Source organism: Treponema pedis (genome assembly GCF_017161325.1).
GTDB lineage: Bacteria > Spirochaetota > Spirochaetia > Treponematales > Treponemataceae > Treponema_B > Treponema_B pedis.
Genome location: NZ_CP045670.1, coordinates 166,076 through 192,031, shown reverse-complemented (window position 1 = coordinate 192,031; position 25,956 = coordinate 166,076). Strand labels below are relative to the sequence as shown.

The window sequence follows — 25,956 nt, the reverse complement described above, 5'->3', positions numbered from 1 at the left end:
TGCTTTTCACGACTGTCCTCCGAATATATTTCTCTCCCATAACTCAGAAATAGAATATTCATCAAGCCATGTTTTCAAATAATCGTTATCAAATCTTTGAAACAGGCTGAATCTATTTTGATAATCATATTCGGCAACAATAATTTTCGATGTATCGAAATTATCAACTAGGCGAACCGACTGTGCTGCAACAATAATTTAAGTATGTCGGGCAGCTGTTTTTATTATAGAAGTCAGCACATCACTTGCTTGCGGGTGAAGCCCAATTCAAGTTCATCAATAATAACATTCGGCAAAATTAAGGCGACTGAAAGAATAGTGTTGCTAATGCAATAAACCTAATTGAATCATCTGAAAATTGTTCCGCATCAAAGATATATTCATTGTTATCAACTACCAACCAATCTAACTTTATATATGGAGAATTAAGAACCTGCGGTTCAAGAACAAAATCATAAAACTGTGACACAACAAACCGAGCCCATTCAACAATTCTCTCATAATATTTTTTATATTCAGAAGACCTATTTTTAAACATATATAGATATGCTGCAATATTTCCACCATCACTCATAATAAAACAATTATTATCGATCAGAGCAGAACTTCTTATATGAGAAGTCATAGAAGTATCATGAAATTTAAATGTCCTGCAGTTTGATAAAATCATTCCGATAATTTTTTCACTGACAGATTTCAAATCATTTGAAACCAAATAACTTTCTTTTTGCCTGCTTACAAATTCATATACCTTTCCATTCCACTCAATAGACTCTTTTGAAAATATTAAAGAGTACAATACAGCTTTTACTAAACTCATATCATAGACATTAATATTGCATCCAGTTTTGAATTCCAATCGAGAGTTGATAAGAGATATTTGCTTTGATCCAAAATACAAAAGACTTTCAACCGAACCGTTTACACCTACATAATTTTGAAATGCACCGATCATTATATTATTAAGCAGTTTAAAAACAAAATTAAATTTGTCTTTCCTAAACCGTTTGCACCGATAACAACATTTATCTCAGATAATTTCAAATTTAATTTATATGCATTGCTTTCTATAGATTTAAACCAAAACAAAGTAATTTTACATAAGGATGCTACTCTTTAATTTTTCATAATTCAACTCCGACTTAACAAACAAGAAACACCTCACATCCTCACCCCGCTCGGAATATTGACAACCCTATCTGCAAACCATTCGGCATTGGCTAAATCACCGCACTCACAATTTACAAACATAGGTAACCGATTCATTAATTCCCATATCGGACGCGTCATTACACCTGCATCATTTGTTTCTTGTAAAAAAGCTTGCTGTTTTTCTCGATCGGGAAAAATAACAGCATTCAGCCAAAAATTCGATTTTGAGTATTCAGGCTCATCAAAAAAAAGAATATCACTGTTTTTAAAAAAATCTTTATACTGCATAGCAGTCTCACGTTTGTTTTTTAAAATTGTTTCGATATATTCAAATTGAGCACATCCCAATGCGGCATTTATATTCGGCATACGGTAATTATAACCTATTTCATCGTGGCGGAATTCCCACCTGTGAGGAATTTTTGCCTGCGTTGTCAAATGCTTTGCATAGTCTCCCAATTGCTTATCCTGAAACAACAGCATTCCTCCACCGCCCGTGGTAATTGTTTTATTTCCGTTAAAACTTAATACTCCGATTTTTCCGAATGAGCCGGTGTGTTTACCTTTATAAAAACTGCCGATACTTTCGGCAGCATCTTCAATTAACTCAATCTTCCACTTTCGGCATACTTCACAAAGTTCGTCTATTTTCACCGGATGTCCGAAAGAGTGCATCGGAACACAGGCTTTGATTTTCCTCTTAGTTTTTTTATTAATACAAACATCACCGTTCAGCACCGCATTTTTATCCAGCCAAGCAGACATCTTTTGCGGTGAAAGCCCCATCGTATCTTTATCCACATCCAAAAAAACGGGATGTGCATTGCAATAGGTAATTGCGTTTGCCGTTGCAATAAAAGTAAGCGGTTGTGTAATCACCTCGTCATGCATTTCGACACCGGCAAGTCTTAAAGCGGCGGCAATCCCATTAGTACCGTTCACACAAACAACAGCCCGGCTAACCCCCGTATATTCGGCAATATCTTGTTCAAAGCGGTCTACAAAAGAACCAACACTTGAAACATACGTTGAGTCAATACATTCATTTAGATATTTCTTCTCATTACCGAGAAAAACAGGTGCATGCAGAGGAACTGAATCTTGTTTATATAAATTCTTAATGAACAAAATGATATCTTTCGTTTTCATTACATTTTACCGTCCAAATTAAGATTTTTTTCTTCATGATAAAAATTAGGTAAAAATTCTTTTAATAAATGAAGAATATCAGCTTTTCCGCAAAAAGGTTTATCAAATAAACTATCCAATTTTTTCATAAAATCGATCATCTCAATATAAGGACGTTTTTCTATATTTGTAATAACTCCTAACGAATCAAACTGATTCATAGAAACGGTTTCAAAATCAGTATAAAATTCTTCATACGGTTTCTCACCAGTTGTATTAGAAGCAGAAAAATAAACCGGATATTTTTTACTACCTAAAAATAAATCGGCAGCCTTGCTTTTAGCCTCCTCCTCCGAGTCGCACCGCAGAACTTCATACCCATACTCGTGTAAAAGAGCCTCAGCAATTTCAGAAAAAGTCATTGTAGAAATTTTTTCCAATTTCGGAAAATAGACTTCACGATTTTTCCCTAACATACAGGCTAGCATACATATCTCTCCGCTTTCTTTCGGAGAAACAAAATAGCGTTTTACATCAAAAGGAGCGGAAATAGGCTGGTATTTTGCAATTCGTTCCAAAAAACCTGCAGGTAAAGACCCGTTTGAAAACGCCACATTTGCAAAACGAGCTGTTTTGACTGGAAAATAATCCGAATAAGAAAAAATCAAGTCTTCCATTATCTTCTTGCTTGCCCCCATTACATTTACAGGATTTGCCGCCTTATCCGTTGAAACGCAAAAAAAAGTTTGCGGTGGAATTTCTTTTAATAAATCCAAAAGTTTTTTTGCATTAAGCACATTATTTCGCAAAAGGGCTTCAACCGAAAAAACATCCTTTTCGCTCCGCACATGTTTATGTGCGGAAAAATTTGCAACAATATCAAAACCGCCTCTTATTCTAAATATTTTTTCAAAAACGGTATCAGCAAAATTAATAGGATACGTAATATAATCATTCGGAATAAAAATAGAACTGCTGCGTAAATCGCGAGTCAATTCAGCAAGACCGTTCTCGCTTATATCAACCACAACCAATGAGTTAGGTTTAAACGGCAAACACGCTTTAATAAAAGAACTGCCTATGCTCCCAGCACCGCCGATTACGAGAATAGAGTTATCTTTAATAATCGACGATAACTTTTTTTTATTGTTAATAACATCACTCGAAAAAAGGCTGTCCTGCCGTTTCGTTACATATTTAGAAATAAATCCATCCAAACTAAATTGCATATATGGCTCCTTACTAAAATAACGCTTTATTTCTGATAATTCGCCTTAACAGTACAAAACCTACCACCATAGCAAACGACCATCTTATAAGCCAAAAATTTAAAGTAAAATAATAAGCAATAACTACTGTCATTGTAGGAAGCATGCCTTTTATATAAAATCCAAAATTATATTCAAAGTTTTTTACAAAAAATCGTGCAATAAAATCATGAAATACCAATAAAAAAACATATGAAATAACAGTAGCAATAGCTGCACCAATACCTGCATACAAAGGAATCAGCCATAAATTGCAAATAATATTAATAACTGCAGCACTTAATGTACCGATAGAAATAAACAATGTTTTTTCATTATAAAACTCATGATTTCCCGGAAAAGAATATAAAAAGTTAAAATAATACGCCAAAGCAATTAGAGGCATTAATTGAATCCCAATCCAGTAATTAGAAGGAGCCAACACTTTATATACTTCTGGGACAACTAATATAAAACCTATTGTTATACTTGAAAAAATAAAAAGATAATTATTTGATTTTATAATTATATCCTCTCTTTTGTTCTCCCGCTTATATTCATAATAAAAAGGTATCCAAGTAGAATTAAATGCAGCCCAAATAGAAGAGATAACAAGAGCTACAGTATATCCAAAACTATATATCCCAGCTGTATCTGAACCCACAATTTTTTTTAACATAATTTTATCACTTTGCGAAAGTATAATTCCTCCAGCATAATGAAATATCAGCGGTATCGTTAACTTCAAACAAAATTTCCAATAAATATTATTATAAAAACACCTATCCTTAAAGTATAAAATTATAAAAAAAACAAAACCAGAAATTATCTGAGGAACAGCCATCCCATATATTTTTGCACGATAACTCTCAATATTAAGATATAATATAAAGATTATTGATAAAACAACAGTTCCACCGCTGATTAAAATTGAAACTATTGTATTCTTTTCAACATCTCTAAACTGAATCCATTTTGCCGTATAAAAATTAACAACAAAAGAAAAAAATGTATGCACCACCAGCAAAAACATTAAAGAGCACTGCATATCCAACAACCGACATAAATACTTTTGAAAAATTACAAACACACAAAGAACAAATACAAATGATAAAAATGACAAAGTCATAATTGACGAGAGATACGAATCCATTTTACCCTCATATTTAATGCTTGCATTTGCAATTGAACCGTGTGTTTGCAATCCAATGAATAAATTCAATATTCCCAACCATGCACTATAAATAGCAACTCTACCATAATCTTCCGTAGTTAAAAGCCTAGTAAAAACAGGCGCCGATAAGAATGAAATTCCCTGCAAAAAAAAACGAGCCGTAATATTCCACGCGGCAACATAAGAAACGGATTTTGTCTTCTTCACTCCTTCTCTCCCGCCTCATTTACCTTACCATGTACCCGTGCAGGATTTCCATACACCAGAGCATACGGCGGAACGTCTTTTGTTACCACGCTCCCCGCTCCTATCAAGGCATATTCTCCGATTGTTACACCGCAGACAATTGTTGCATTCGCTCCGATTGAAGCGCCTTTTTTTACAATCGTTTTTTTATACTCGTGTTTACGCTCAATAAAGGCACGCGGGTTTATTACGTTTGTAAAAACACATGAAGGACCGCAAAACACATCATCTTCTATTATTATATCATCATACAATGAAACATTGTTTTGAATTTTTACACCGTTACCGATAACAGCTTTACCGCCTATATTTACATTCTGCCCGATTGAACACTTTGAACCGACTTTCGCACCGCTCATAACGTGGCTAAAGTGCCAAACTTTTGTTCCTTCACCTATTTCGGCACCTTCATCAACATAACTTGATTCATGTATAAATATATTACTCATAGCAGCTTAAAACATTCCTTATGTTTATAAAATCACTTTACACTTTCAAATTTATCTGAAAACGCAGTAATAAATAACACCTATACCCCGAAATATTCCCACACGGGGAGTATACGCACCTTCTTTTTATCTTGAACAAAAAGGTCGTTAGAGTTTTCGGTAAGTATAAGACCTTCAGTTAAACCGAAAAACTCCATTGCACATAACACGCCGCATATTTCACGCTCGCCGTTTTCATTATCAAGTTTTGCACATACCTGAATACACTGAGGTGCAAAGGCAGGATTTACTACAAAATCGCACTCGCATTCGTTATCCGTAAAATAATATATTTGCTTATCATCGGCAGCACCGTATTTTCTGCGCAATTCATTAAAAACAAAATTTTCCAAAATATGACCCGCATTTTCACTAAATGAAAAACCCGCCGTCCGTATAAAACCTATATCAGTTAAGTACACCTTTTTTGGAGCTAAACTTTGAGCCTTTTGCGACCATGCAAATTTCGGCACCATACTAAGCAAATACGAGTTTTCAAAATAAGAAAAATACTCAAGAACCGTAGTGTGCGATTTTACCCCCGCTACCGTTTTAAGTTTACTCGGCGAAATCGGCGAGCCGACATTTGAAGCAAGAAATACATAAAGACTTTGCAATGAACGCTCATCGCTTACACCGTAACGCACAGCTATATCACGATACAATATATCCTTTTGAAGCTGCGTTAAAATTTCAGGAGCTTTCAGTTTTAAATATTCAGGGAACCCTCCCGATTGAAAGTACTCCTGAAAAGATTTATAAGTATTTTTCCTCTTGGAAAACCTCAAATATTCGGAATATGAAAACGGAAAAAGCTCTTTTACAATATGTCTTCCCGTAAGTTTTGTCCCAAGCTCTCGACTTAACAGCGATGCATTGGAACCGGTTAATACAACTTGAAAACCTTCATCAAGTTTTTGTCGTATATATAACTCCCAATTTTTTGCAGCCTGAATTTCATCGAAAAAAATAAGCGGCACGCCGGCTTCATCTATAAGTTCGTCTAAAAGAGCATAGTCGGAAACGGAAAATTCCAAAAGCCGCAAATCATCAAAATTCAAATAAAAAAAAGGAGAACCTATCTTTTTTATAAACTGTCTAAGCAACGTACTTTTTCCGCAACGCCTCACACCGCTAATAACGAGAGCATGCGTCTTTAACTTAGGCATATCGTTTAAAGCATCACGATATACACCGTTATCGGCAAACTCCAAACCTTTTATTTGACTTAAATATATTTCTTTCAGCCTTGCTTTTAACATATTTTAAATTATAACAATATTTTAAAATATGTCAATACAATCAACATATATATGCTAATGAAAACAACATATATATGTCGATACAATCGGCATATTATTTCTTATAAAAGCCCTTAATACATTCGCAAATGTAATTTATCTCATCTGCAGTAAGCTCAGGATACATAGGCAACGCAAGTACAGACTCGCAAAGTTTTTCCGCAACCGGAAAATCACCTTTCTTATAACCGAGATACTTAAAGCATTCTTGTTCATGTAAACACTTAGGATAGTATACGGTAGTACCCACCCCTTTTTCAGTTAGAAATTTTTGAAGTTCATCCCGATTTTCTGCAAGTATATTAAATACATAGTAAACAGGCAAACCTTTTGTTTTTACCGGAGGCACCCTGACCTCGCTAATATTTTCAAGCAAACTGCAATACTGTTTTGCATGCTCCGCCCGCTTTTGAATAGCCTTATCAATATATTTTAACTTCACACTTAAAACCGCAGCTTGCAAACTATCCAAACGGGAATTATATCCTATGTAATCATGGTGATACTTTTTTACAGCTCCGTGAACCCTAAGACTCTTTGCTTTCAGATAGTAATCCTCGTTGTCAGTAACAATCATACCGCCGTCTCCGTAACCGCCTAAGGTTTTGGTCGGAAAAAATGAGTAAACCCCCATATCTCCGATAGTACCGGCAGTTTTCAATTCACCGTCATATAAATCTTTCATACCGAAAGCCTCAGCGGCATCTTCCAATACTTTGAGTTTGTGTTTTTTAGCTAAATCCATACAAGCCGTCATATCGGAGGTTTGCAAAAATAAATGAACAGGAAGCAATCCGACGGTATTCGATGTCATACGATTTTCCGCATCTTTTATGTTTATGCAAAACGTATCTTCATCGACATCACAAAATATAGGCCTTCCGCCCAAACGTGCAATACAGGAAGCGGAAGCAAAAAACGTAAAAGCAGGCGTTAAAACTTCCGCACCGGACTTAAAGCCCAAAATATCCGAAGCAATCACAAGAGCATCGCTGCCGTTCGCAACACCTACTGCATATTTTGCACCCGTATAATACTTAACGGCTTCTTCAAATTCGGAAACGGCTTTTCCCAAAATAAAATCACCGGTTTCCAATACGGAAGCCACAGCAGAGTCAAATTCGGATTTGAGATTTTTATATTCTCTAATTGACGTATAAAAAGGAACTTTCATTTTCTCACCTTAAAAATTTACGGGTTATTAACTATACTTAAAACCGTATTTGCAAATTTGTAAAAACAGTTTAATTCGTTTGTAATAATTGAATATACAATATCCATATCAAGCGCATTATATTCATGCACGGCAATGTTTCTAAATCCGACAGATTTTGCTAAACTTACGGCTAAAGCCTCATCAAGTATATCTTTTCTTGAAAGTGCCAAAAAAACTTCCGACATGGTTGCCGCCTGTTCATGAAATTTTTCAGATAAAATATGAGAAGCAATATCCACTGAAATCTGAACAGCCCTTTGAAGATTAAGACATATCAAATCTTGTTTATCCAAATCGCTTTTTAAACCATCGACATTTAACGGAGTATGAAATTTTATTCTTTCCAAACAACGCTCAAGCGATTTTAACTTTTCCGCAATTATGTTTTTATCTACACCCATTTTTAATTTGCCGCAAAGATTTATCCGAAAGCATGCTCCAAAATAGATTTTCGTCCGCGCTCATATATCGGATAAAAATCTTCGTACCAGTATAAAGCACTCATAAAATTTTTATGAAATAACGCTTCACCGTGCTTTTTTATTTTCTTTATACAAATACCTTCCGTAAAAACTTTGTAATGCAGCAGCCCGTCAATTTTTCGTATATCAACAAGGTCAATTTCTCTTTTTAAAAGGATTGACAGCTCCAGTTGCAGGGACAATCTATCATCAAGTGTTAAAACATCATGTGCAGCGACAGCAATATCCACATCGCTGTTTTTATGCTCCGTTCCGCGTGCACATGAACCGTAAAGCATCACCAAAACAATTTCAGGCTTTAAGTCAAAAAAAGATTTTAATTTTTCTACAATTAAATTGTCCATTTAATTTATAAAAAACCTGTAGTTTATTTAAAAACACCTTCCATTTCCAGAGTGGAAAAATTACATGGAAGTTCTACCGGCATACCCGTTTTCTGCGATTTGTAAATAGCTAAAATTATCTCCAAAGCTTTTTTACCTTTTTCTCCCGATACAAGCGCTTCACGATTTTGCTCCACGGCAACTATAAAATCTCTAAAAAGGGCCGTATGCCCGAAACCGTAAACTGTCGGGGGGTCTTTTTCATTGGGATTTAAAATTTTTTCTTCCGTATCACCTATTTTTTCCGCATCGGCAAAACGCCATGTTTCCGTTTTGTTTACCGCCAAACCGCCTATAACGACACTTCCGTCGGTTCCGAAAAGACTTAACGTTTCATTTAAATTTTTAGGATAAATATCGGCAGTTCCTTCAATTATACCGACAGCACCGGAAGCAAACTCAACAATCGCACACCCGAAATCTTCAGCTTCAATCGGGCGCATAAACCGTCTTGTTTGCGCCTGTACACGCACCGCATCTTCACCCATCATCCACTGCAAAAGGTCAATACCGTGTGTACATTGATTCATCAATGTGCCGCCGTCCTGCTCCCATGTACCGCGCCATTTTGCCTGTTCATAATAACTTTCATTACGGTTCCAGCGAATCTGAATCATTCCATGCAGCATTCTGCCGAAACGGCCATTTTCCAAGGCTTCGCGGGTCTTTACCACAGGAGCATTAAAGCGGTTTTGAAAACACACGGCAAGTTTTTTTCCGTTTTGCTTTGCCGTATCAATCATCTCATTTGCATCGGCGGTAGAAAGAGCCATAGGCTTTTCACAAATCACATGGGCACCGTTTTTTAAACAATGCACGGCGATATCTTTATGTTTACCGGATTCCGTTGCAATAGTAACTATTTCAGGTTTACAAATCTTAAGCATCTCCTTGTAATCGGCAAACACTTTTACATTTGCGTCGGCAACCGATTTTTGATATTCACATTTTTTTTCTTCAGCACGCTCCGATACGGGGTCACAAGCCGCAACAAATTCTACAGTATCCTGCATAGAAACAAAGGCTTCTATATGTTTAAAACTGATTCGCCCGCAACCGATAAGTGCAATCTTATGTTTCATCTTAATCTTCCTTAATATCGTACAAATTTCACATTTAATACAAATCTTTACTTTACCGCAAACCTGATTATATTATTTATAAATGTTTTAGAAACCGGAATATCCGGATTGGAATATGTATCCTCTTGACTGACCGACGAACTTATTTCCTTTAACGAATGTGTCATATTTTCTATAATTAAAAGCTCGCCCGATTTGCATTTTGAATAAAGCAATTTCGCGTCATTAACCGATACTTGGATATCGGCGGAACCCTGTATAATTAAACACGGCACCGAAAGTTTTTGAATCTCAATATCCGGAGAAAACTTAAACCAGCTTATCAAATACGGCTGAACGCTTTGACGAAACAACGCCGGCAATAAGGCTGTTACGGCATTTTTTACCTTGTTTCCGTTACGAAGCTCATTTAAAACCCGCTCTACACCCTTACGCAATATTTCCGGACTATCTGGATTATTGTTTATCTGCTCCTGAAGCACATCGGCAGCGTTTCTTCCTGTCCCCGCCGCTGAAATTAACCCGTTAACCTCTTCGGATTGTGCAGCAAGAATTGAAACAAGAGAACCCTCGCTATGACCTAAAAGAAATACCTTGGATACACCTTTTATATTTTTTATAAACCTTATAATTTGAATTAAGTCGTCAACGTAAATTTCAAAATTTAAATCATCTTCCTTAAAATCCGAAAACTGACTTTTTCCCACCATTCTTTTATCGTAACGAAAAGAAGCAATTCCTGAAATACTTAGCCGCTCCGCCGTATTTTTATAAGCGTCGGTTTTAAGATAAGGCTGATTATTGCAATCGCGGTCGGTAGCCCCGGACCCTGCAACTATTATTACAATGGGGAAAGTTTTAGCCGCTTCAGGCAAGGACAGTTCCCCGTATATCTTCCCTCCTTTTACAGGTATTTCAATTTCATTAGGATAAACCCGTAATAAAATAAATATAAATAACACAAACTCAAGTTTTTTCCTCATACACACCCCTAATTTTTATCTTTAAAATTCAAAAAGGCAAAACAACCCCGAGCTTTTTGTATCTTTTTTACAAAAAACTAAAAATAAAAACATAAGATACCAACCGCAACAAGACTGCCGAAACAAATTCATGCGCAAATTGATATTATTTCATTGATAATACATAAAATTTAAAAAAAATCAATAGGTGAAAAGTTTCAATTACAACATGAAATAATTACAATATTATATCCGAAAAAGGTTCGTTTTAGAGAGAAAAATATAAAATTTTATCTATTAAATTCTCATAATACCGTCTGAAATTCAATATAAAATTTATTTTTTAATTATCGAAATACCGTTTTTAAAAAAATTGCGGATTATCCAGGTATGCCGAAAGAATCATAAAACTGTCCACATACCCCGCCTTTACTTTTTTGGCATATATTCTGATGTGAACTATATCTTCATCATCGTCATCTATCCATTTTCCGTTAAACTCTATATAATCATTTACGGTAAATCCTGCCTTATCGGCAGTACTGCCGGGTATCACTTCCGCTACCCTATAAGAATTCCTTCTGCCTGAAAATTCCAGATAAAAGCCTAAAATCGGCAGCACAGCTCTCCAATCGCTGTCTTTTTTTAAAACTATGCTGCCCGGCGACATAGGACGAGCTTTACATAAAACAGGAAGCTCCTTTGCAATATAAGAGCCGTTAAAATCTTTCTCTTTTATTTTTACCGTAATTATAGTATCCGGAGCAACCGACAAAAGCTGAGCCTGTATTTCCTCCACGGAAGTTACGGGCATTCCGTTAAATTCGGTTATAATGGAACCTTCTTTAACTCCTGAAACGGATAAGGGGCCGTCGGGAAGAATATATCCCAGTTTTACTCCTGAAGTTTTTGTATCTATTTTTTCGGTTTTACCGTATCCGCCCAGCCAACTGTGTTTTACCTCTCCGCCCGCATAAAGCTCGGGAAGAACCTCTTTTAAAAGTTCAACGGGAATTGCAAAATTTATACCTTCGTTTCTTTCAAGGCCGGCAAAAACAACACCCTGAACAAACCCGTCTTCATCTACAATAGGCCCGCCGGAATTGCCGTGGTTTATTGCGGCATCTATTTGCATTACATCTACCATAGAAAAAAGGCGGCGGTATTTGGCGGATACAATACCGGAAGTTAAGGTTTTATCCAAACCCGCAGGAGAACCCATTGCATAAATTTTACTTCCCACATTTAAATTCTTTGAAGAACCTAAATTAAAAACGGCTTCAGGCGAAATTTCCGTCTTAACCAGAGCCAAATCAAAAAGCGGGTCCCAGCCTATTACTTTGGCGGAAATTTTTACATTAGGGTCATTCGGGGATTTTATATACAGTTTTGAATATCCGTCGTATTTCGGGTCCACTTCGCTTTGAATAACATGATAATTAGTAATAAAATAGCCCCTTTTATCGATAAAAAAACCTGAACCTATAGATGCGTCCGCAAAACCCAAGCCCCTTTCAATTCTGGTTCCCTTATCCACCCAAACGGTAACGGTACCTTTTATCATATCCTGCATATCGGACTTTCCGAGATGCTCCGTATTTTTCACATCAAGATTTAAAAGAGGCGTATCTCCCTTTGTCTTCCATAATACGGAACGCTCATTAAAAATACGCTCTTCCGTCCAATCATCAAGTCTTTTTCCTGAAGCGGTAATCGAACGGAAATATTTTAAAGCGGAATTCCAATCTTTTTCCTTTATGCTGTAAAAAAACGCTTCTTCCGCTTTTTCAAGCGATTTATTTTTTATCTCGGCAACTTCTTTTACGTCTTTTGTATTTAAGTCCAAAATCCGTGAACGGACCAGGGCTTCGGATATTTCGCCTTTATTCAAAAGACGCTCCGCATATTCCACTTGATATAAAATACTCGACATATTCGAGTAATCCACATATGAATGAGGCTGTTGTACGGTATTACAACAAAAAAAGAGAAAACAGGCTGAAATTATAAAATTTAAATAAAACTTTTTCATCTTAAAATTATTTCTTTATTAAAATATAATGCTCTTATTACCATTATTTCATACAATTAAACCGCTTAAGTACGGTTTTGTAACATTTTACTAAAACTTATACGGTTAGTCAATGCGTGTTTACAAAGGGAGCAAAAACATTCCCGTTGAAAATAAAAACTATATAATTAATTTTATAACTTAAACTGAAAAAAAAATATATTTTAAAATTCAGACAGGTTAAAAAACGTTTTTCAGTTACCTGTAATCTCTGCAAATATTAAACCGCCGGACCTTACCGCAAAAACTTCAAATTCGTTCACGGAAAACATATATGAAACTACAGGAAGTTCATTTTGGTTAAAAATTTCGGCAATTTTTTTTATTTATATTTTGAGGAATGTCCGGAATATTTTTAAGCCAATATACCTTTTGCTCACCTGAAACTACGATTTTGCGTTTTATGCTTCCGTCTTCAAGAGAAACGGGTATTCCGTTTTCAAAATATACGGATATTTTTTGCTTAGACTGCGGGTGTATCCACGAGGTTACGCTGTTTCCGTTCTTATATTGAATATGGGTAATCTCTATTTTACCGTCTTCATCGCTGTCCCAAGTTTTTATGACGGAATCATCTCTGTTGTATATTTCAATATATTCGTAAAATTTGTTTTTATCCGAATCAATGGAAATTTGTCTCAACTCTCCGTTTGAATCATAGTCGGAAAGGGTTTCAAAATAACCGTCTCCGTTTTTATCTATAAGTTCAAGAAACGGCAGACCTTTTTTATAATCGGTTTTGGAATAAAGAATTTCGCCTGAAGTAATTTCAGCTTTTATAGGAACGCCCTTATCAAAAAAAACTTTTTTAATTCCGCCCTCAATTAAGGCGAAAGGTTCTTCAGAATAAACCGAAGAATAAGTTAAATAACGTTCGTGCAGTTTTTCCGTTCTTTTATTTATTTTAAGCGAAAAAAAAGCGTCCTGTTTTTCATTTTTTTTATAAAGCTGTAAATTCAATTCCGTTAATTGAACCGGCTTCCATTTTAAATCTCGAGGACGCATTACATAAAGTTTTTCTCCCGAAGCAAAATTTTTTACCGAAGGATACTCGTCATAAGTAACCGTAAATTCACGACGTTTGCCGTAAATTTTCACCGGTATGCCGAAAGCACATTCTACGGAGTATTCAGGATATCCGTCCTGTAAGGTATCAAATTCGGCATAAAGAGGCCTGCCGTTTTTATAATAAATTTTTGAATCAACCGTAAGGTCTCCGTTTTCGTCATCTAAAAGTAAGCCTTCGTAAGAACTTAAAGTTTCCCGTATTTTTTCCCGTAAGACGGGACTTCCGATAATGCGCATAAGTTCTATCAAATGACTTTCGTACATTGTATGCAGTTTTATTTCCGTTTTTAAAACGGGATTATAGTATGTAGATGTTAAATTAAAAAATTCGGTAACGGCGGTTTGCTCGTCGATTATTCCGTAACGCAGGCACAATAAGATTGAATAAGAATGGTTATACAATTCCTGCAAGCCGTACTGCCTTGTAAACGGCAAATACATATTTCTGTAAATTTTTAAGCGGCGTATATTTTCTTCCGACTTTGCTTCAAAAGGACTTGCAAAAATTAAAAGAGAAGGGTCTTCATCTTGCCAAATATAGAGGCGCTCTATTATGTGTTCTGCAAGACGTTTTGCTCCTCCTGTAATTTTTTTCCCCCGCTCCATTATAAAAAACAACTTTGCAAAATCGGGCGTAAAAGTCCATCTTGTCATCGCCTCGTTTATAACTGCCCTTGCCTCCTCATCTCTACCGAAGCCGTAAAATGCGGCGGCACGTATATAATCGCTTTTTGCGGAAGAAAAGGGTAAAAGTTTAATAAGACTTAAGGCTTCACCGTAACGCATTATTTTACAGTTTATTTCCGCACATAAAAGACGTGCGGAATTTAAATCATAAAGCCTCCAGACCATTCCGGAAGCACAGGCGGCTTCGGCTTTTTCCAAGGCATCGGCAAAAGGGTAATTCAGTTTTAAAGCACAAAGAGCCTCGATATATAAAAAATCGGCTGTTTGCGGGTCGTAAACTTCACCGAGTTGAGCTTCAAATAAGGCTTCTTCCCATTTTCCTTCAAAATATAAATTTGAAGAATTATTAAGGCAGGCAATTGCCGCTGCAATATTTACCGAGCCTGCCGCAGAGGTTTCGGCAGACCGGACGTCCTGAGCCGTTGTAAAAAAAGAATATAAAAAAAATAAACCGAAAATAAAAAAAGTCTTAATTTTGTTAAAAAAAATCATAATTATTGCCTACCTGCCTAATATCAATTTTCATCTGCCGGAATATACATATTTTTTTTACCCATAACGGCTCCGTATATTCCGCGTATAACACCTTTCTCTTCTATTATCGGCAAGCTGTCCTTTTTTTCGTAGTCTATATGCCAATCATTAAGAATTTTTTTTATATGCTTTTCGGAGCCGCCCTTTGTTTTTATTACATCGCCAGCCTGTCTTGAGCGTATGCAAAAGGGCGGTGTAAAAGGACCTACTTTGTTTCCTCCGTCCGCATTGCTTCTTAAAAATAATTTTCCGTTTTCTGAATAAATTTCAAACGGTTCTTCGGATATTTCAGGTAAAAAAAAAGTACATGGCTTATCTATCCAAATCATATATGAACGAACCGTTTTATCTTTTTTCGGTTGCGATTTTTTTAAAAGCCTAATCTTTGAGTCTTTTTTTTCGATGTAAAATCCGCCTGAATAAATTTCCGTTTCCGTTTCATTTATTTCCGATAATTTTTTAATAACCGCATATGGAATTCTTCCGGTGTCTTTGACAAGTAAAAGGCCTTCTTCGATAAAGCGTATTTTAAAAACGGTTTCCAAATTTTTAAAAAAATAAAAATCGGCAACGGCTTCATTTTTTTCTTTTTCAAAAGACCATGAAGAATTTAAAGATGATTTTTTTTCCTCATAACATGCCATAATAAATCGGCTTTCTTCATCTAATTTTTTTAAGGTTGTACCGAGTCCGGTTTGCCAACCGTCAAAAACCATGTTAAGAGCCGGAATAAGGCTATGACGTATTCTATTGCGAAGATAAACTTGGTCAAAATTTGAAAGGTCTTCACGCCAAACAATTCCGTTTGATTTTAAAAAATCTTCAATTTCACTTCGGCTTATATCCAGCATAGGCCGTATAAATTTACCTCTCTCTTCCGCAATACCTGAAATCGATTGAGAATCGGCTCCTTGAAAAAGCCTCATTAATACGGTTTCATAATAATCGTTTTTGTTATGAGCCGTCAAAATATAGTCGGCTCCTACCCTTTCCGAAAGCTTTTCAAATTCACGATAACGTAAAAATCTTGCAGCTTCTTCAATGCCTCCATTTCTGATACTTGCAGTCAGCATAACTTCATTTTCTTTAAATTCTGAAATAAAACATTGTACAGGAATTTTTAAATTTTTACAAAAATCGGATACAAACAGAACATCACCCAAACTTTCATTTTTAGAGCGTATATTATGGTTTACGGTAACGACAAAAAGATTACAATTTAAGTTTTCCCGTAATTCGGAAACGGCATAAAGCATACCGATAGAATCCGCTCCTCCCGAAACCGCAAGCAAAAGCGTTAAGGGGGAAGTTTTTTCAGCCTTTGCAAAAATTCTTAAAAGATTGGAATGTATCTTTGTCAAAACGGAATGCTTCATAAACCGATTATAATGAAAGATAAAAAGAATTACAAGAACCGCTTCAATAACCTACCGATAAAAAAAGGATTTACGGTTTACCCCGTAAATCCTTAAATTATTTATGCGACATAAGCCGAAAGTTTTTGAGCTTCAGCCGGAACACGCAGTGTTTGTATGGCTTTTTTTTCAATTTGTCTTATTCTTTCTTTTGTAAGATTAAAAATTCTGCCTACTTCTTTTAAAGAAAGCTGTTCATATCCGTTCAAACCGAAGCGATATTTAATAATTTCAGCTTCTCTTTCATTCAGATTCATTAAAAGTTTATCAACCTCTTCACGCAAGCACATATCCATAGCATAAGACTCGGGCATTTGATGAGTTTCGTCCTGTAAAAAATCATTTATGCTGGCACTTCCGGGCTCATCAAAAACCGGAGCATCTATTGAAATAGGTTCTCGTGCGGCATTTACTATTGTATTAACCATATCATTGTTCATATTTAAAAGACCGGCAATTTCCGACAATTCACGACTCTCGTTGCCGGTAAATTCAATTTCTTTTTTCGCTTTTTCAATTTGAACCAGCTCGTTGGCCCGGTTAAGAGGCAGTCTAATCATTCTCGATTTTTCGCAAATAGCCTTTAAAATCGATTGTTTAATCCACCAAACAGCATAGGAAATAAATTTATATCCTTTTGAAGCGTCAAACCTGTCGGCGGCATTCATAAGGCCTATATTGCCCTCGCTTATTAAATCCATAAGAGGGAGCCCCTGATTTTGGTATTTTTTCGCAACATTTACAACAAAGCGTAAATTTGCATTTATAAGCATACTTTTAGCATATTCATCGCCTTTTTCCGCAAGTTCGGCATAGGCCGTTTCTTCTTCGGGAGTTAAAAGCGGTATTTTATTTATTTCTTTTAAATAAGTAGCCAAAGTGTTTGCTTCGGCATCACGGTTTTTTCTGTTATTGTACATATCTGTTCTCCCATATAAAATTGCAAATTATAAAATCCTCGGATTCTTTAAATTGCAGTAAATTAAGAATTGCTCCGCAACTCTTAATAAGATACCAGCAAAAATTATGCCAAACTAAAAAAATCATTTATTTTTTATTCAAAAAACAAGATGAAATTCGCTAACCGGTTGTAAAATATAGACTTATCCGATTTTTACATATATAATCAAATTAAAAGACACCGCTTGCCTTTATCCCCCGTTTTTCGTATATTTATAGCGTATACGGAACAAGTCGTACATAAATGACACAGTCCGTAAAAAAAATTAAAAAACTGTGCCAAAACGGCACAATTTAACTTCTTTCCATAAAAACAGAATTATCAGGAGGTTTTTTGATGAAAGTTAAACCGTTAGGAGAAAGAGTTTTGGTAAAACCCGATGCAGTTGAAACAAAAACTGCCGGAGGAATTATTATCCCCGATACCGCACAAGAAAAAACGCAACAAGGTGTTGTAATTGCAATCGGCGATGATAAAGAAAAAATTAAAGTTGCCGTAGGGCAAAAAGTTATTCACGACAAATATGCCGGAACTCAAATCAAAATCGACGGTACCGATCATTTGATTTTAAAAGCAAGTGATTTAGTCGCAATTATCGAATAAATTTAAAAACCCGTAATCGGCGGTTTTCACTGCCGATTGCCGTTCAATTTTAAAAAAAAGTCCTAACCTTATTGACATTTTTCGTATTTTTCAGCATAATACAGCTTCATTTTATAAAACACGGTGGGTGTAGTTCAGTTGGTAGAGCGCCAGATTGTGGTTCTGGTTGTCGTGGGTTCAAGTCCCATCACCCACCCTTAAAATTCGATAATCTTTATAGGATTATCGAATTTTCTTTGCTTTTGCGCCTGTAGCTCAGCTGGATAGAGCATCGGACTTCGAATCCGCAGGTCGCACGTTCGAATCGTGTCGGGCGCAAGTTTAATGTCTTGCTTACTTGACAAAACAAACAAGTTGCGGTAGACTTTTATATTGATTTTTATAATAAGAGGTGAAAGATGGCGACTAGACAGCCTAAGGGAAAAACAGTCAGACGACTCGGTTTAAACATTTACGGGAATCCTAAGTATGATAAGCTTTTGGACAGAAAGCCTAACAGTCCCGGAAAAGAACGCGGCGCAAGAAAACGGGGTAAGATGTCTGTTTACGGCGAACAATTACAGGAAAAGCAAAAATTCAGGTTTGCTTACGGCATTTCCGAACGCCAGTTTAGAAATTTATTTAAAAAGGCAAGCAGAATGCCGGGTGTTACAGGCGATAACATGATTTCTTTAATGGAACAGCGTTTAGACAATACAATTTATCGAATGGGCTTTGCAATCAGCCGCGCTCAGGCAAGGCAGATGGTTTCGCACGCATATTTTTTTATAAACGGAAAGCCCGTAAATATTCCCTCGATGTGTATAAGTGTAAATGATGTAATCACGACAAAAACAAAAAAAGGTATCGAATCCCTTATCCGTCATAATCTAAGTACGTCAAGAGCCGTTAAAGGAGCTTGGCTTACGATTGACGATGAAAAACTGTCGGCAAAGGTAAATATTTTACCTGCCGCGGGAGATATTCAGCCTGTCGGAAATATTCAAAACGTAGTAGAATACTATTCGAGAAACGCATAATTTTGCGTTTCTTTTGCAAGGGCGGCTTTTGCAAAATAATGCGAAAGCCGTTTTTTTATAAAACCGCGGGTAGTCAACTTAAATTATGCGGTTTAACGAAAAAATTATTTTACATATTTAAATATAAGGAAATCTTTATGAAAAACAATAAAAAAATTAAATTAATTTTTATTTGCGGTACAATCCTGTTTATGTTTTTATTTGCAGGTTGTAAGGGAAAAAGCGGAACCGAAAATAAGACGGACGGAACCGATTCCAAAGCGGAAGACACAAAGGAAACGGAGCACATCGTAAGCGGAGAAGAAGTAGGCTATGCCTTCGGTGTTATTATCGCACAAACCGTAAAGGATTCCGGCCTTCCGATAAATCCTAAAGAAATTCTGAAAGGTTTTAATGAAGCCAGTGCCGACAATTTCGATAAAAGCGGGCTTCTCGATGCACAAATGATTTTAAATCAGGCTTCGCAATACGCTCATATCAAAAAAGCCGCTGAAAACCTTGAAGCCGGTAATAAATTTTTAGAAGAAAATAAAAAACGGGAAACCGTTACAGTAACGGAATCCGGGTTGCAATATGAAATTTTAGAAAAAGGCAGCGGTACCGTGTATCCGACGATAGGACGATATCGTATCGGTAAATTACAAGGGAAGTTTACTTTCCGGGGAAGTATTTGACGATTCTTCTCAAGCAGGCGGCCACATAAAAATGCCTCTTTCAGGTATTATTCCCGGCTGGGCGGAAGGTTTACAGCTAATGACGACAGGTTCAAAATATAAATTTTATGTGCCTGCAAACCTCGCTTACGGAGAAAAAGGGGTTGTACAGCAAGCAAGACAAATAATACCGCCTAATGCGGTGCTTATTTTTGAAATTGAACTTGTAAGCATTACTCACCCTAAAGAAGAGCCCATAAAAAAATAATTTATAAATTTTTAAAATTTCCGATTCTCAGTCGATATGATTTTAGAAAATAAACAATTTCTTACCGAACAGATAATTACATATTTGGGAAACAAAAGACGGTTATTAAATCATATCGAACCCGAAGTCGAAAAAATAAAGGCGTTGCTTAATAAGAAAAAAATTATTTGCGCTGATATTTTTTCGGGTTCGGGGATTACTGCACGTATGTTAAAAAAGCACAGTAAAAAACTTATTGTAAACGATTTGGAAAATTATTCCGCTGTGCTTAATGCGTGCTATCTTACAAATAAAAAAGATTATCCTGCCGGCTTATGTACGGAATACCGTAAACTGATAGAAAAAAAATGCGGCGAAAAAAAGATTGCCGGAATTATAGCTAATAATTATGCACCTCAAACGGATAAAATTACCGAAAAAGATAGGGTGTTTTATACAAGAGAAAATGCTCTTTTATTGGATACCTACCGTTATTTAATTGATGAAATCATTACAGAAGAAAATTTAAAAAAATTTTTTTTAGCACCTCTTATAACCGAAGCGTCAATACACGTAAATACAAGCGGTGTTTTTAAAGGTTTTTATAAAGACAAAAAAACCGGAATAGGCTGTTTCGGCGGAATGGGAAAAAATGCCCTTACACGTATCTTGGGAAAAATAGAATTAAAAGAGCCGGTGTTCAGCAATTTTGAATCCGAAACGGAAATTTTTACCGAAGATACCGTTATATTGGCGCCAAAATTAAAGAACATTGACATTACATATTTGGACCCGCCTTATAACCAGCATCCTTACGGTTCCAATTATTTTATGCTCAATTTAATTTTAAAAAACAAATTGGATACCCCTATCAGTAAGGTAAGCGGTATAACCGAAGATTGGAACCGTTCCGTTTTTAATAAAAAGAAAACCGCTTTGGAAGCTATGGAAAAAACGGTCTCTTCTATAGATTCAAAGTATTTGATTATTTCATACAATTCGGAAGGTTTTATAGATTTCGACGATATGCTTTTAATGCTTAAAAAATACGGTAACACAAAAACGGTTTCTATCGAGTATAACACATTCAGAGGAAGCAGAAATTTACGACAAAGAGATATTCACGTATCGGAATATCTTTTTATTTTAGAAAAACGCTTTTAAACTTTTTTGTAAATTTTTAATGCTTTCTAAAATATACGAATAAACTTCATTTTGACCGCCTTCATTTAATAAAAGGTCGAAACCTATTACCTTATTAAGTTTGTTATTTTTTAATTTTTCGTTAAGCAAATTTAATTCTTTTAAATATGAATCCGTATTTTTAGAATTATTATTGTGTTTTTTATTTTCCAAATCGTTTGTACATAATGCATAAAGTGACGAAGCGCAGGAAACCGTATGCTCAACTTCAAGTAATTCATTTTGTAAATTCCGTAAAATATTTTTTAATTTACCTTTAACATCAAAGGAGCTTGCACTTTGTATAATCTTATCTATTCTTTTTTGTTTTAAATTTAAAGAACAAAGATAAGTTTTAATTTTTTCGGAAAATTCTTTTTCTGAAATAGCGGGCATATTAGGAATTTTTAAACCTTTAGGAGCAAGATTAAAGGTTTTAATTTCAGGGAATTCCGCAATTTTACTTTCAAACCACCATGCATACATTTTCATTCTTATATCGGTTAAAATTTTTCCGTTATAACCTTCATTTAATTCGGGTTTTGCCGAATAAACGGCAAAATGAGATGCCGCTTCTGCGGTTTTTAATTTAAAGGAATTTTTATTGCTGTCTTCTTCAAAACGGCTTCCTTTAAAATGAGTTTGAAATTCCGGAAAAGATAAGTCCAGTCCGGCACAAATAATTTCTTTAACGCCTAGATTTCTTGCAAAATCCCAACAAGCCGTAGCTACGGAGCCTCCCGTAATTATCTTTCCCATATTTCCTATTTCTTTTTCAATATGCTGTGCAAGCGGGAAAACCGAACTTGCCAAAACGGTTGCCCTTACTTTAAGTCTAAAAACCGCAGGATAAACTGCAAGTTCGGTAACCAAAATCGATGAACTTATATCAATATCCGCAAGATGAAGATAGTTCCAATATTGCCCGTCCATGAGCAAAATAAAATCCGGAGTAATACCCGCCTTTAAACATGCGCGTACGGCGGTATCGGCGGCGATAACGAGCAATTTATCTTCATTTTTTTTTATAAGCTCAAGTATACGGTTTAACCCGGGACCAGCAGCAATAATTAAAGCCGAACAATCCGTAAAACGGTTTTTGAATTCCGAGACGTTTATACATTTTTCAAGCTGCGGTAAATTTTTAAAAAAATTTTTTGCCCAAAGTTTTCCGAATTTTTTCAGCGTATTTTTATTCAGTTCATTTTTTTGTTTATTACGTTTTTGTAAAATTTCCAATTCCGAAAACCATGAAGAATTTACTTCCATAACGGAAGATTGCATAAAAACCGGAGTGAGGGAGTTTGAATAATTTTCAAAAAAATTTACAACTTCGTTGGGATATGCACCTATAATCAAAATAAGTTTTTTATGATTAAAAAAAGAAGTAAGAGGTCGGCTCGCTAAAAAAAGCAAAAATAAAAATATATCCGGTTCAATAACAACAAGCTCCGCATTCTTTCTTCGTTCGGCATAAATTTCAGGAAGATAGCCTAAACCCAATCCGTAAAAAACACAAGACGTTTCCGTTTCTTTATGTTTAAAAAACTCCGAAACTAATGATTGTTCGGCTTCCCGCAGGGGATTATATTTGGAGTGAATAAATTTCCCGCTTACACATGCAGTATAAACGGGACCGTTTTGAACAGTAAGTTTGGATTCTTGTAAAGAATAATTTTCAGGAATAAGAGAAATTATGTTTTCAATACCGCTTTCGGAATTAAGATGCATAGTATCTGCCAACGCGGGAAATCTTTTTGAAAATAAAAAAGCGTTTTCAAAAAGATTTTTTTTTAAATGCGAGTCGGCCGATAAAAATTTCAAAGCGGGTAATCTCTACAGCGGAAAATTATAAAACGTGTTTTCCGGACGGAGAAGCCGGACAGCGCACTCCGTAAGAAGTAACAATTCTGTCTCCCAGTTTTTTCGTTTCACGTCCGCAAAAAACACAATGAACACCGTCAGATAATAAAGCATGTTTGTGAGTGGTGTTTGCTTCACAATACACGCCGTTTACCGTTTCCAAATTGTTGCCTACAGGTTTTACATCCTTATTGCAATACTTACATTTCATAAAAAATCCTCCATAAAAACCTTTATAAGAAAACGTTTATTCCTTGAAAAAGTTTTAAAAGCGGATTGTATCCGCCGTAAAATAAGCGGTCTTTACCGCTTGGAAATGCCTTATACTTTTCGGCTTACATGTTTTAATACTTAAGCACATTATAGCAAATTTTTTATTTTAAGTTAAGCTCTATTTTCATTCCTTTTTTAAGCGGAGTTCCTGCGGGAGGGTCTTGGGAAACCACATAACCGTCTCCGTTTATTTTTACGTTATACCGAGTTTGTAAAACCAAATCCAACAATAACTTTTTCGGCACTCCTATCAAATCGGGCATATAATCTTTTAAAACTATAGGTTTTGTCTCGCTTATAGGAACATGGCCCGTATGTTCTACCGTAGGAGCATTTTCGCGTGCAAGTCCCAAATAATCTATTATGTCGTTTGAAGCTTGAGAAATTGCAGGGGCGGCAAGAATAGAGCCGTAAATTTGACCTACCGGTTTTACGATAACGGCGTACAAAATTATTTTAGGGTCATCGGCAGGAAATATACCTATACAGCTTGAAATAAAATCCGTTTTACTGTAACCTCCGCCTTTTTCATTTGCCATTTGGGCGGTACCGGTTTTTACCGCAATCGGAACACCGTTAATCGATGCCCGCCATGCTATACCTTCAATTGAGCCGGTCTGCATATAACTTAAAATAAGTTTTGCATTTTTTTCCGAAATAACCTTATTTAAATATTTAGGTTTATGAAGATAAACCGCATTTCCTTCTTTATCCGTAATCTTGGAAATAAGGGAAAGTTGTAAGGTGGAACCTCCGTTTGTAAAAGCCGTTGCAGCCTTTACTATTTGCAATGAAGAAACGCCTATTTCCTGCCCTATAGCTATAGTATGTTTTGTACGCACGGACCAATATTTAGGCTCGGAAAGTAAGCCCTGAGTTTCACCGGGCAACTCCAAATTCGTTTTGGAGCCGAAACCGAATTCGCGTATTTTTCCGAAAAACTCATCTTTAGCCGTTACATCAGCAATTTGAGCGGTGCCGTCATTACATGAAAGACTTATTATATCCCGCGGAGTAACATTACCGTGTGTTTTTAAACAAGTAATGGGCTTTACATTTTCTTTATTAAACTCAAAACGGGCATCGCATGTAAAACGTTCCCCGTCATAAGTCGAACCTAATTCTAAAAAAGCCGCCATTGAAAAATCTTAAAAACCGAGCCGGGCTCATATACATAATTTGCAGGACGGTCAAACCTTTCAGTTGCCGTACTTTCGGTAAAAGTCGCAAGCGGAGCCGAAGGCTCATTAACATAGGCAAGAATTTCTCCCGTCTTTGCGTCCGCAGCAATAAACATAGCGGATTCGGCACGGGTTTCTTCCATAGTTTTTGCCGTAATTTTTTCAAGCATATATTGAATATTTCCGTCTATGCTTAAAAAAACATCATAGCCTTTACCGGTATAACCTACGGTATCGGAAGGAGGAGAAAGGATATTTTGAAGCGAATACTCAATGCCTGTTTTTCCGCGGCCGTCATCGCCCAAAAAACCTACCGCAGTCGAAGCAAGTTTATTTTCTGGATAAGTACGATTAAACAAAGGCTCAAATCCGAGTCCTTCGATTTTCGCGGAATCCAAGGCAGTTTTTATCACGTCCTTTTCGCTTTCGCTCATACGTTTTTTCAAATATAAAAAATTTGATTTGGAGTTTTGAATTTTATCTATAATGTCGGACTCAGGTTGTTGTAAAACGGGAGATAAAATACCCGCACATTCTGCAATATTTTTTATTAAAGTTTTATCCGCATAAAGATTGTAAAATGTTGTTTGCACTGCAAGAATTTTTTGATTACGGTCGTAAATTGTTCCGCGCTCCGTTATGATTTTAGGAAGAACGGTTTCAGCTTCCCGCATAACCATAAACTTTGCAAATTGAAAAAGAAGCAGCACAATAAAAATAGCAACACAGGTTATAAAAAATAAAAATCTGTACTTAGAAATAAATTTATTCACTTCCATAATAAAACCTTACCGTAAATGCTGCCGATAAAAATAAATCCGTAATCCCGAGAATCGTAAGAAGCTTCAAGATTATCGCCAAGCGCCAAAATATATCCTTTCGGAATAACTTGCTTTTGCTTATCCGCCATACCGCCTAAATTTCTGAACTGTACGGCTGTAAGCTCAATTGTTTTCCCGCCCGTAGTTACCGTATAAAAAAGCTCGTTATTATACCCTAAACCTTTATAAAATTCTATAGGTAAATAGGCCGTTCCCGCACAACGCTTGACGGTAAAATGACCGTCTTTTACATAAAGAATAAGGTCGTTTATGGCGGGTTCCGCCCAACGCAAAAGATAAGAATTACCCCACGGCAACTTTATTCCGTAAGCGGCCTTAAAAATAAAAATAAAATCGCCGTCTTTTAAAACAGGCTCCATAGACTTTCCTTTTACGAGCTTTACATCGAAAATAAAGGATTTTATAAAACCCGCAGCAAATAATACAACGAAAAAGAGAATACAAAATTTCAGATAATAATTGTTTTTAAACATTTTATAAAAATATATAAACCGTA

At 35.9% G+C, this 25,956-nt stretch carries 23 protein-coding genes, 2 tRNA genes and 1 pseudogene; 7 read left to right on the top strand and 19 right to left on the bottom strand.

What is annotated here, in order from left to right:
* Positions 1-298 precede the first annotated feature (298 nt).
* From DYQ05_RS00910 to DYQ05_RS00840, 15 genes are all read right to left on the bottom strand, one after another.
* Complete coding sequence (locus DYQ05_RS00910; protein ID WP_020963989.1) at positions 299-955, bottom strand: AAA family ATPase; 657 nt, start codon at positions 953-955, stop codon at positions 299-301.
* A gap of 206 nt (positions 956-1,161) precedes the next feature.
* Entirely contained in the window at positions 1,162-2,301 is a 1,140-nt protein-coding gene (locus tag DYQ05_RS00905; RefSeq protein WP_024465714.1) for a LegC family aminotransferase, read from the bottom strand.
* Complete coding sequence (locus DYQ05_RS00900) at positions 2,301-3,509, bottom strand: polysaccharide biosynthesis protein (RefSeq protein ID WP_024465713.1); 1,209 nt, start codon at positions 3,507-3,509, stop codon at positions 2,301-2,303. Before DYQ05_RS00900 ends, DYQ05_RS00905 begins: the two co-directional genes overlap by 1 nt.
* 13 nt (positions 3,510-3,522) lie before the next feature.
* Complete coding sequence (locus DYQ05_RS00895; protein WP_020963985.1) at positions 3,523-4,908, bottom strand: oligosaccharide flippase family protein; 1,386 nt, start codon at positions 4,906-4,908, stop codon at positions 3,523-3,525.
* Positions 4,905-5,396 (bottom strand): acyltransferase, encoded by a 492-nt coding sequence (locus DYQ05_RS00890; protein WP_206183660.1) that lies wholly within the window; start codon positions 5,394-5,396, stop codon positions 4,905-4,907. The genes DYQ05_RS00895 and DYQ05_RS00890 overlap by 4 nt, the downstream gene beginning before the upstream one ends.
* An 80-nt stretch (positions 5,397-5,476) precedes the next feature.
* Positions 5,477-6,697, bottom strand: coding sequence for an ATP-binding protein (locus DYQ05_RS00885; RefSeq protein ID WP_206183659.1), 1,221 nt, complete (start codon positions 6,695-6,697; stop codon positions 5,477-5,479).
* A gap of 94 nt (positions 6,698-6,791) precedes the next feature.
* Positions 6,792-7,910 (bottom strand): DegT/DnrJ/EryC1/StrS family aminotransferase, encoded by a 1,119-nt coding sequence (locus DYQ05_RS00880; RefSeq protein WP_206183658.1) that lies wholly within the window; start codon positions 7,908-7,910, stop codon positions 6,792-6,794.
* 17 nt (positions 7,911-7,927) lie between these two features.
* A complete protein-coding gene (gene hepT / locus DYQ05_RS00875) occupies positions 7,928-8,353 on the bottom strand; it encodes a type VII toxin-antitoxin system HepT family RNase toxin (protein ID WP_020963981.1) in 426 nt (141 codons plus the stop codon).
* Positions 8,354-8,373: 20 nt separating this feature from the next.
* Positions 8,374-8,778: a type VII toxin-antitoxin system MntA family adenylyltransferase antitoxin gene (gene mntA, locus DYQ05_RS00870; RefSeq protein ID WP_020963980.1), complete on the bottom strand. Its 405-nt coding sequence runs from the start codon at positions 8,776-8,778 to the stop codon at positions 8,374-8,376.
* A gap of 23 nt (positions 8,779-8,801) precedes the next feature.
* Positions 8,802-9,899: a Gfo/Idh/MocA family protein gene (locus DYQ05_RS00865; RefSeq protein WP_020963979.1), complete on the bottom strand. Its 1,098-nt coding sequence runs from the start codon at positions 9,897-9,899 to the stop codon at positions 8,802-8,804.
* 47 nt (positions 9,900-9,946) lie between these two features.
* Entirely contained in the window at positions 9,947-10,882 is a 936-nt protein-coding gene (locus DYQ05_RS00860) for an alpha/beta hydrolase (protein WP_206183657.1), read from the bottom strand.
* Between the two features lie 343 nt (positions 10,883-11,225).
* Positions 11,226-12,794, bottom strand: coding sequence for a trypsin-like peptidase domain-containing protein (locus DYQ05_RS00855; RefSeq protein WP_225969420.1), 1,569 nt, complete (start codon positions 12,792-12,794; stop codon positions 11,226-11,228).
* Positions 12,795-13,232: 438 nt separating this feature from the next.
* Complete coding sequence (locus DYQ05_RS00850) at positions 13,233-15,179, bottom strand: tetratricopeptide repeat protein (RefSeq protein WP_206183656.1); 1,947 nt, start codon at positions 15,177-15,179, stop codon at positions 13,233-13,235.
* A 23-nt stretch (positions 15,180-15,202) separates the two neighbouring features.
* Positions 15,203-16,582, bottom strand: coding sequence for a tRNA lysidine(34) synthetase TilS (tilS, locus tag DYQ05_RS00845; protein ID WP_252723444.1), 1,380 nt, complete (start codon positions 16,580-16,582; stop codon positions 15,203-15,205).
* A 116-nt stretch (positions 16,583-16,698) separates the two neighbouring features.
* On the bottom strand, positions 16,699-17,556 hold the full coding sequence (locus tag DYQ05_RS00840; protein ID WP_020963972.1) for a sigma-70 family RNA polymerase sigma factor: 858 nt from the start codon (positions 17,554-17,556) through the stop codon (positions 16,699-16,701).
* A gap of 377 nt (positions 17,557-17,933) precedes the next feature.
* Here DYQ05_RS00840 and DYQ05_RS00835 point away from each other — a divergent pair, with 377 nt between their 5' ends.
* From DYQ05_RS00835 to DYQ05_RS00805, 7 genes are all read left to right on the top strand, one after another.
* On the top strand, positions 17,934-18,200 hold the full coding sequence (locus tag DYQ05_RS00835; protein ID WP_020963970.1) for a co-chaperone GroES: 267 nt from the start codon (positions 17,934-17,936) through the stop codon (positions 18,198-18,200).
* Positions 18,201-18,323: 123 nt separating this feature from the next.
* Positions 18,324-18,396, top strand: a tRNA-His gene (locus DYQ05_RS00830).
* 48 nt (positions 18,397-18,444) lie between these two features.
* Positions 18,445-18,518: transfer RNA gene (locus DYQ05_RS00825), tRNA-Arg, on the top strand.
* 80 nt (positions 18,519-18,598) lie between these two features.
* Positions 18,599-19,219 carry a 30S ribosomal protein S4 gene (rpsD, locus tag DYQ05_RS00820; protein WP_206183654.1) on the top strand — a complete coding sequence of 207 codons (621 nt, stop codon included), beginning with the start codon at positions 18,599-18,601 and terminating at the stop codon, positions 19,217-19,219.
* Between the two features lie 137 nt (positions 19,220-19,356).
* Positions 19,357-19,893, top strand: a complete 537-nt coding sequence (locus DYQ05_RS00815) for an FKBP-type peptidyl-prolyl cis-trans isomerase N-terminal domain-containing protein (RefSeq protein ID WP_206183653.1) — start codon at positions 19,357-19,359, stop codon at positions 19,891-19,893.
* Positions 19,844-20,140 carry an FKBP-type peptidyl-prolyl cis-trans isomerase gene (locus DYQ05_RS00810; RefSeq protein ID WP_206184079.1) on the top strand — a complete coding sequence of 99 codons (297 nt, stop codon included), beginning with the start codon at positions 19,844-19,846 and terminating at the stop codon, positions 20,138-20,140. The genes DYQ05_RS00815 and DYQ05_RS00810 overlap by 50 nt, the downstream gene beginning before the upstream one ends.
* Before the next feature lie 36 nt (positions 20,141-20,176).
* Complete coding sequence (locus tag DYQ05_RS00805) at positions 20,177-21,283, top strand: DNA adenine methylase (protein ID WP_206183652.1); 1,107 nt, start codon at positions 20,177-20,179, stop codon at positions 21,281-21,283.
* Here DYQ05_RS00805 and DYQ05_RS00800 read toward each other — a convergent pair.
* The 4 genes and pseudogenes from DYQ05_RS00800 to lepB all read right to left on the bottom strand — a co-directional run bounded on the left by DYQ05_RS00800 (position 21,266) and on the right by lepB (position 25,933).
* Complete coding sequence (locus tag DYQ05_RS00800) at positions 21,266-23,044, bottom strand: motility associated factor glycosyltransferase family protein (protein ID WP_252723443.1); 1,779 nt, start codon at positions 23,042-23,044, stop codon at positions 21,266-21,268. The genes DYQ05_RS00805 and DYQ05_RS00800 overlap by 18 nt on opposite strands.
* A 106-nt stretch (positions 23,045-23,150) precedes the next feature.
* The gene (locus DYQ05_RS00795; protein WP_020963965.1) at positions 23,151-23,375 is read right to left on the bottom strand and encodes a hypothetical protein; all 225 of its coding nucleotides are present in this window, start codon (positions 23,373-23,375) and stop codon (positions 23,151-23,153) included.
* Between the two features lie 163 nt (positions 23,376-23,538).
* Positions 23,539-25,400, bottom strand: a pseudogene (locus DYQ05_RS14425) (penicillin-binding protein).
* Entirely contained in the window at positions 25,388-25,933 is a 546-nt protein-coding gene (gene lepB, locus DYQ05_RS00785; protein ID WP_206183651.1) for a signal peptidase I, read from the bottom strand. The pseudogene DYQ05_RS14425 and the gene lepB overlap by 13 nt, the downstream one beginning before the upstream one ends.
* Between the last annotated feature and the right edge of the window lie 23 nt (positions 25,934-25,956).

What these genes read in the sequence shown, in the direction of transcription:
- DYQ05_RS00815 (WP_206183653.1), top strand. Translation starts at nt 19,357, where the DNA reads ATGAAAAACAATAAAAAAATTAAATTAATTTTTATTTGCGGTACAATC.
- DYQ05_RS00860 (WP_206183657.1), bottom strand. Translation starts at nt 10,882, where the DNA reads ATGAGGAAAAAACTTGAGTTTGTGTTATTTATATTTATTTTATTACGG.
- DYQ05_RS00805 (WP_206183652.1), top strand. Translation starts at nt 20,177, where the DNA reads ATGATTTTAGAAAATAAACAATTTCTTACCGAACAGATAATTACATAT.
- DYQ05_RS00865 (WP_020963979.1), bottom strand. Translation starts at nt 9,899, where the DNA reads ATGAAACATAAGATTGCACTTATCGGTTGCGGGCGAATCAGTTTTAAA.
- DYQ05_RS00885 (WP_206183659.1), bottom strand. Translation starts at nt 6,697, where the DNA reads ATGTTAAAAGCAAGGCTGAAAGAAATATATTTAAGTCAAATAAAAGGT.
- lepB (WP_206183651.1), bottom strand. Translation starts at nt 25,933, where the DNA reads ATGTTTAAAAACAATTATTATCTGAAATTTTGTATTCTCTTTTTCGTT.
- DYQ05_RS00795 (WP_020963965.1), bottom strand. Translation starts at nt 23,375, where the DNA reads ATGAAATGTAAGTATTGCAATAAGGATGTAAAACCTGTAGGCAACAAT.
- DYQ05_RS00850 (WP_206183656.1), bottom strand. Translation starts at nt 15,179, where the DNA reads ATGATTTTTTTTAACAAAATTAAGACTTTTTTTATTTTCGGTTTATTT.
- hepT (WP_020963981.1), bottom strand. Translation starts at nt 8,353, where the DNA reads ATGGGTGTAGATAAAAACATAATTGCGGAAAAGTTAAAATCGCTTGAG.
- rpsD (WP_206183654.1), top strand. Translation starts at nt 18,599, where the DNA reads ATGGCGACTAGACAGCCTAAGGGAAAAACAGTCAGACGACTCGGTTTA.
- DYQ05_RS00900 (WP_024465713.1), bottom strand. Translation starts at nt 3,509, where the DNA reads ATGCAATTTAGTTTGGATGGATTTATTTCTAAATATGTAACGAAACGG.
- DYQ05_RS00840 (WP_020963972.1), bottom strand. Translation starts at nt 17,556, where the DNA reads ATGTACAATAACAGAAAAAACCGTGATGCCGAAGCAAACACTTTGGCT.
- DYQ05_RS00835 (WP_020963970.1), top strand. Translation starts at nt 17,934, where the DNA reads ATGAAAGTTAAACCGTTAGGAGAAAGAGTTTTGGTAAAACCCGATGCA.
- DYQ05_RS00890 (WP_206183660.1), bottom strand. Translation starts at nt 5,396, where the DNA reads ATGAGTAATATATTTATACATGAATCAAGTTATGTTGATGAAGGTGCC.
- mntA (WP_020963980.1), bottom strand. Translation starts at nt 8,778, where the DNA reads ATGGACAATTTAATTGTAGAAAAATTAAAATCTTTTTTTGACTTAAAG.
- DYQ05_RS00905 (WP_024465714.1), bottom strand. Translation starts at nt 2,301, where the DNA reads ATGAAAACGAAAGATATCATTTTGTTCATTAAGAATTTATATAAACAA.
- DYQ05_RS00910 (WP_020963989.1), bottom strand. Translation starts at nt 955, where the DNA reads ATGATCGGTGCATTTCAAAATTATGTAGGTGTAAACGGTTCGGTTGAA.
- DYQ05_RS00880 (WP_206183658.1), bottom strand. Translation starts at nt 7,910, where the DNA reads ATGAAAGTTCCTTTTTATACGTCAATTAGAGAATATAAAAATCTCAAA.
- DYQ05_RS00855 (WP_225969420.1), bottom strand. Translation starts at nt 12,794, where the DNA reads ATGTCGAGTATTTTATATCAAGTGGAATATGCGGAGCGTCTTTTGAAT.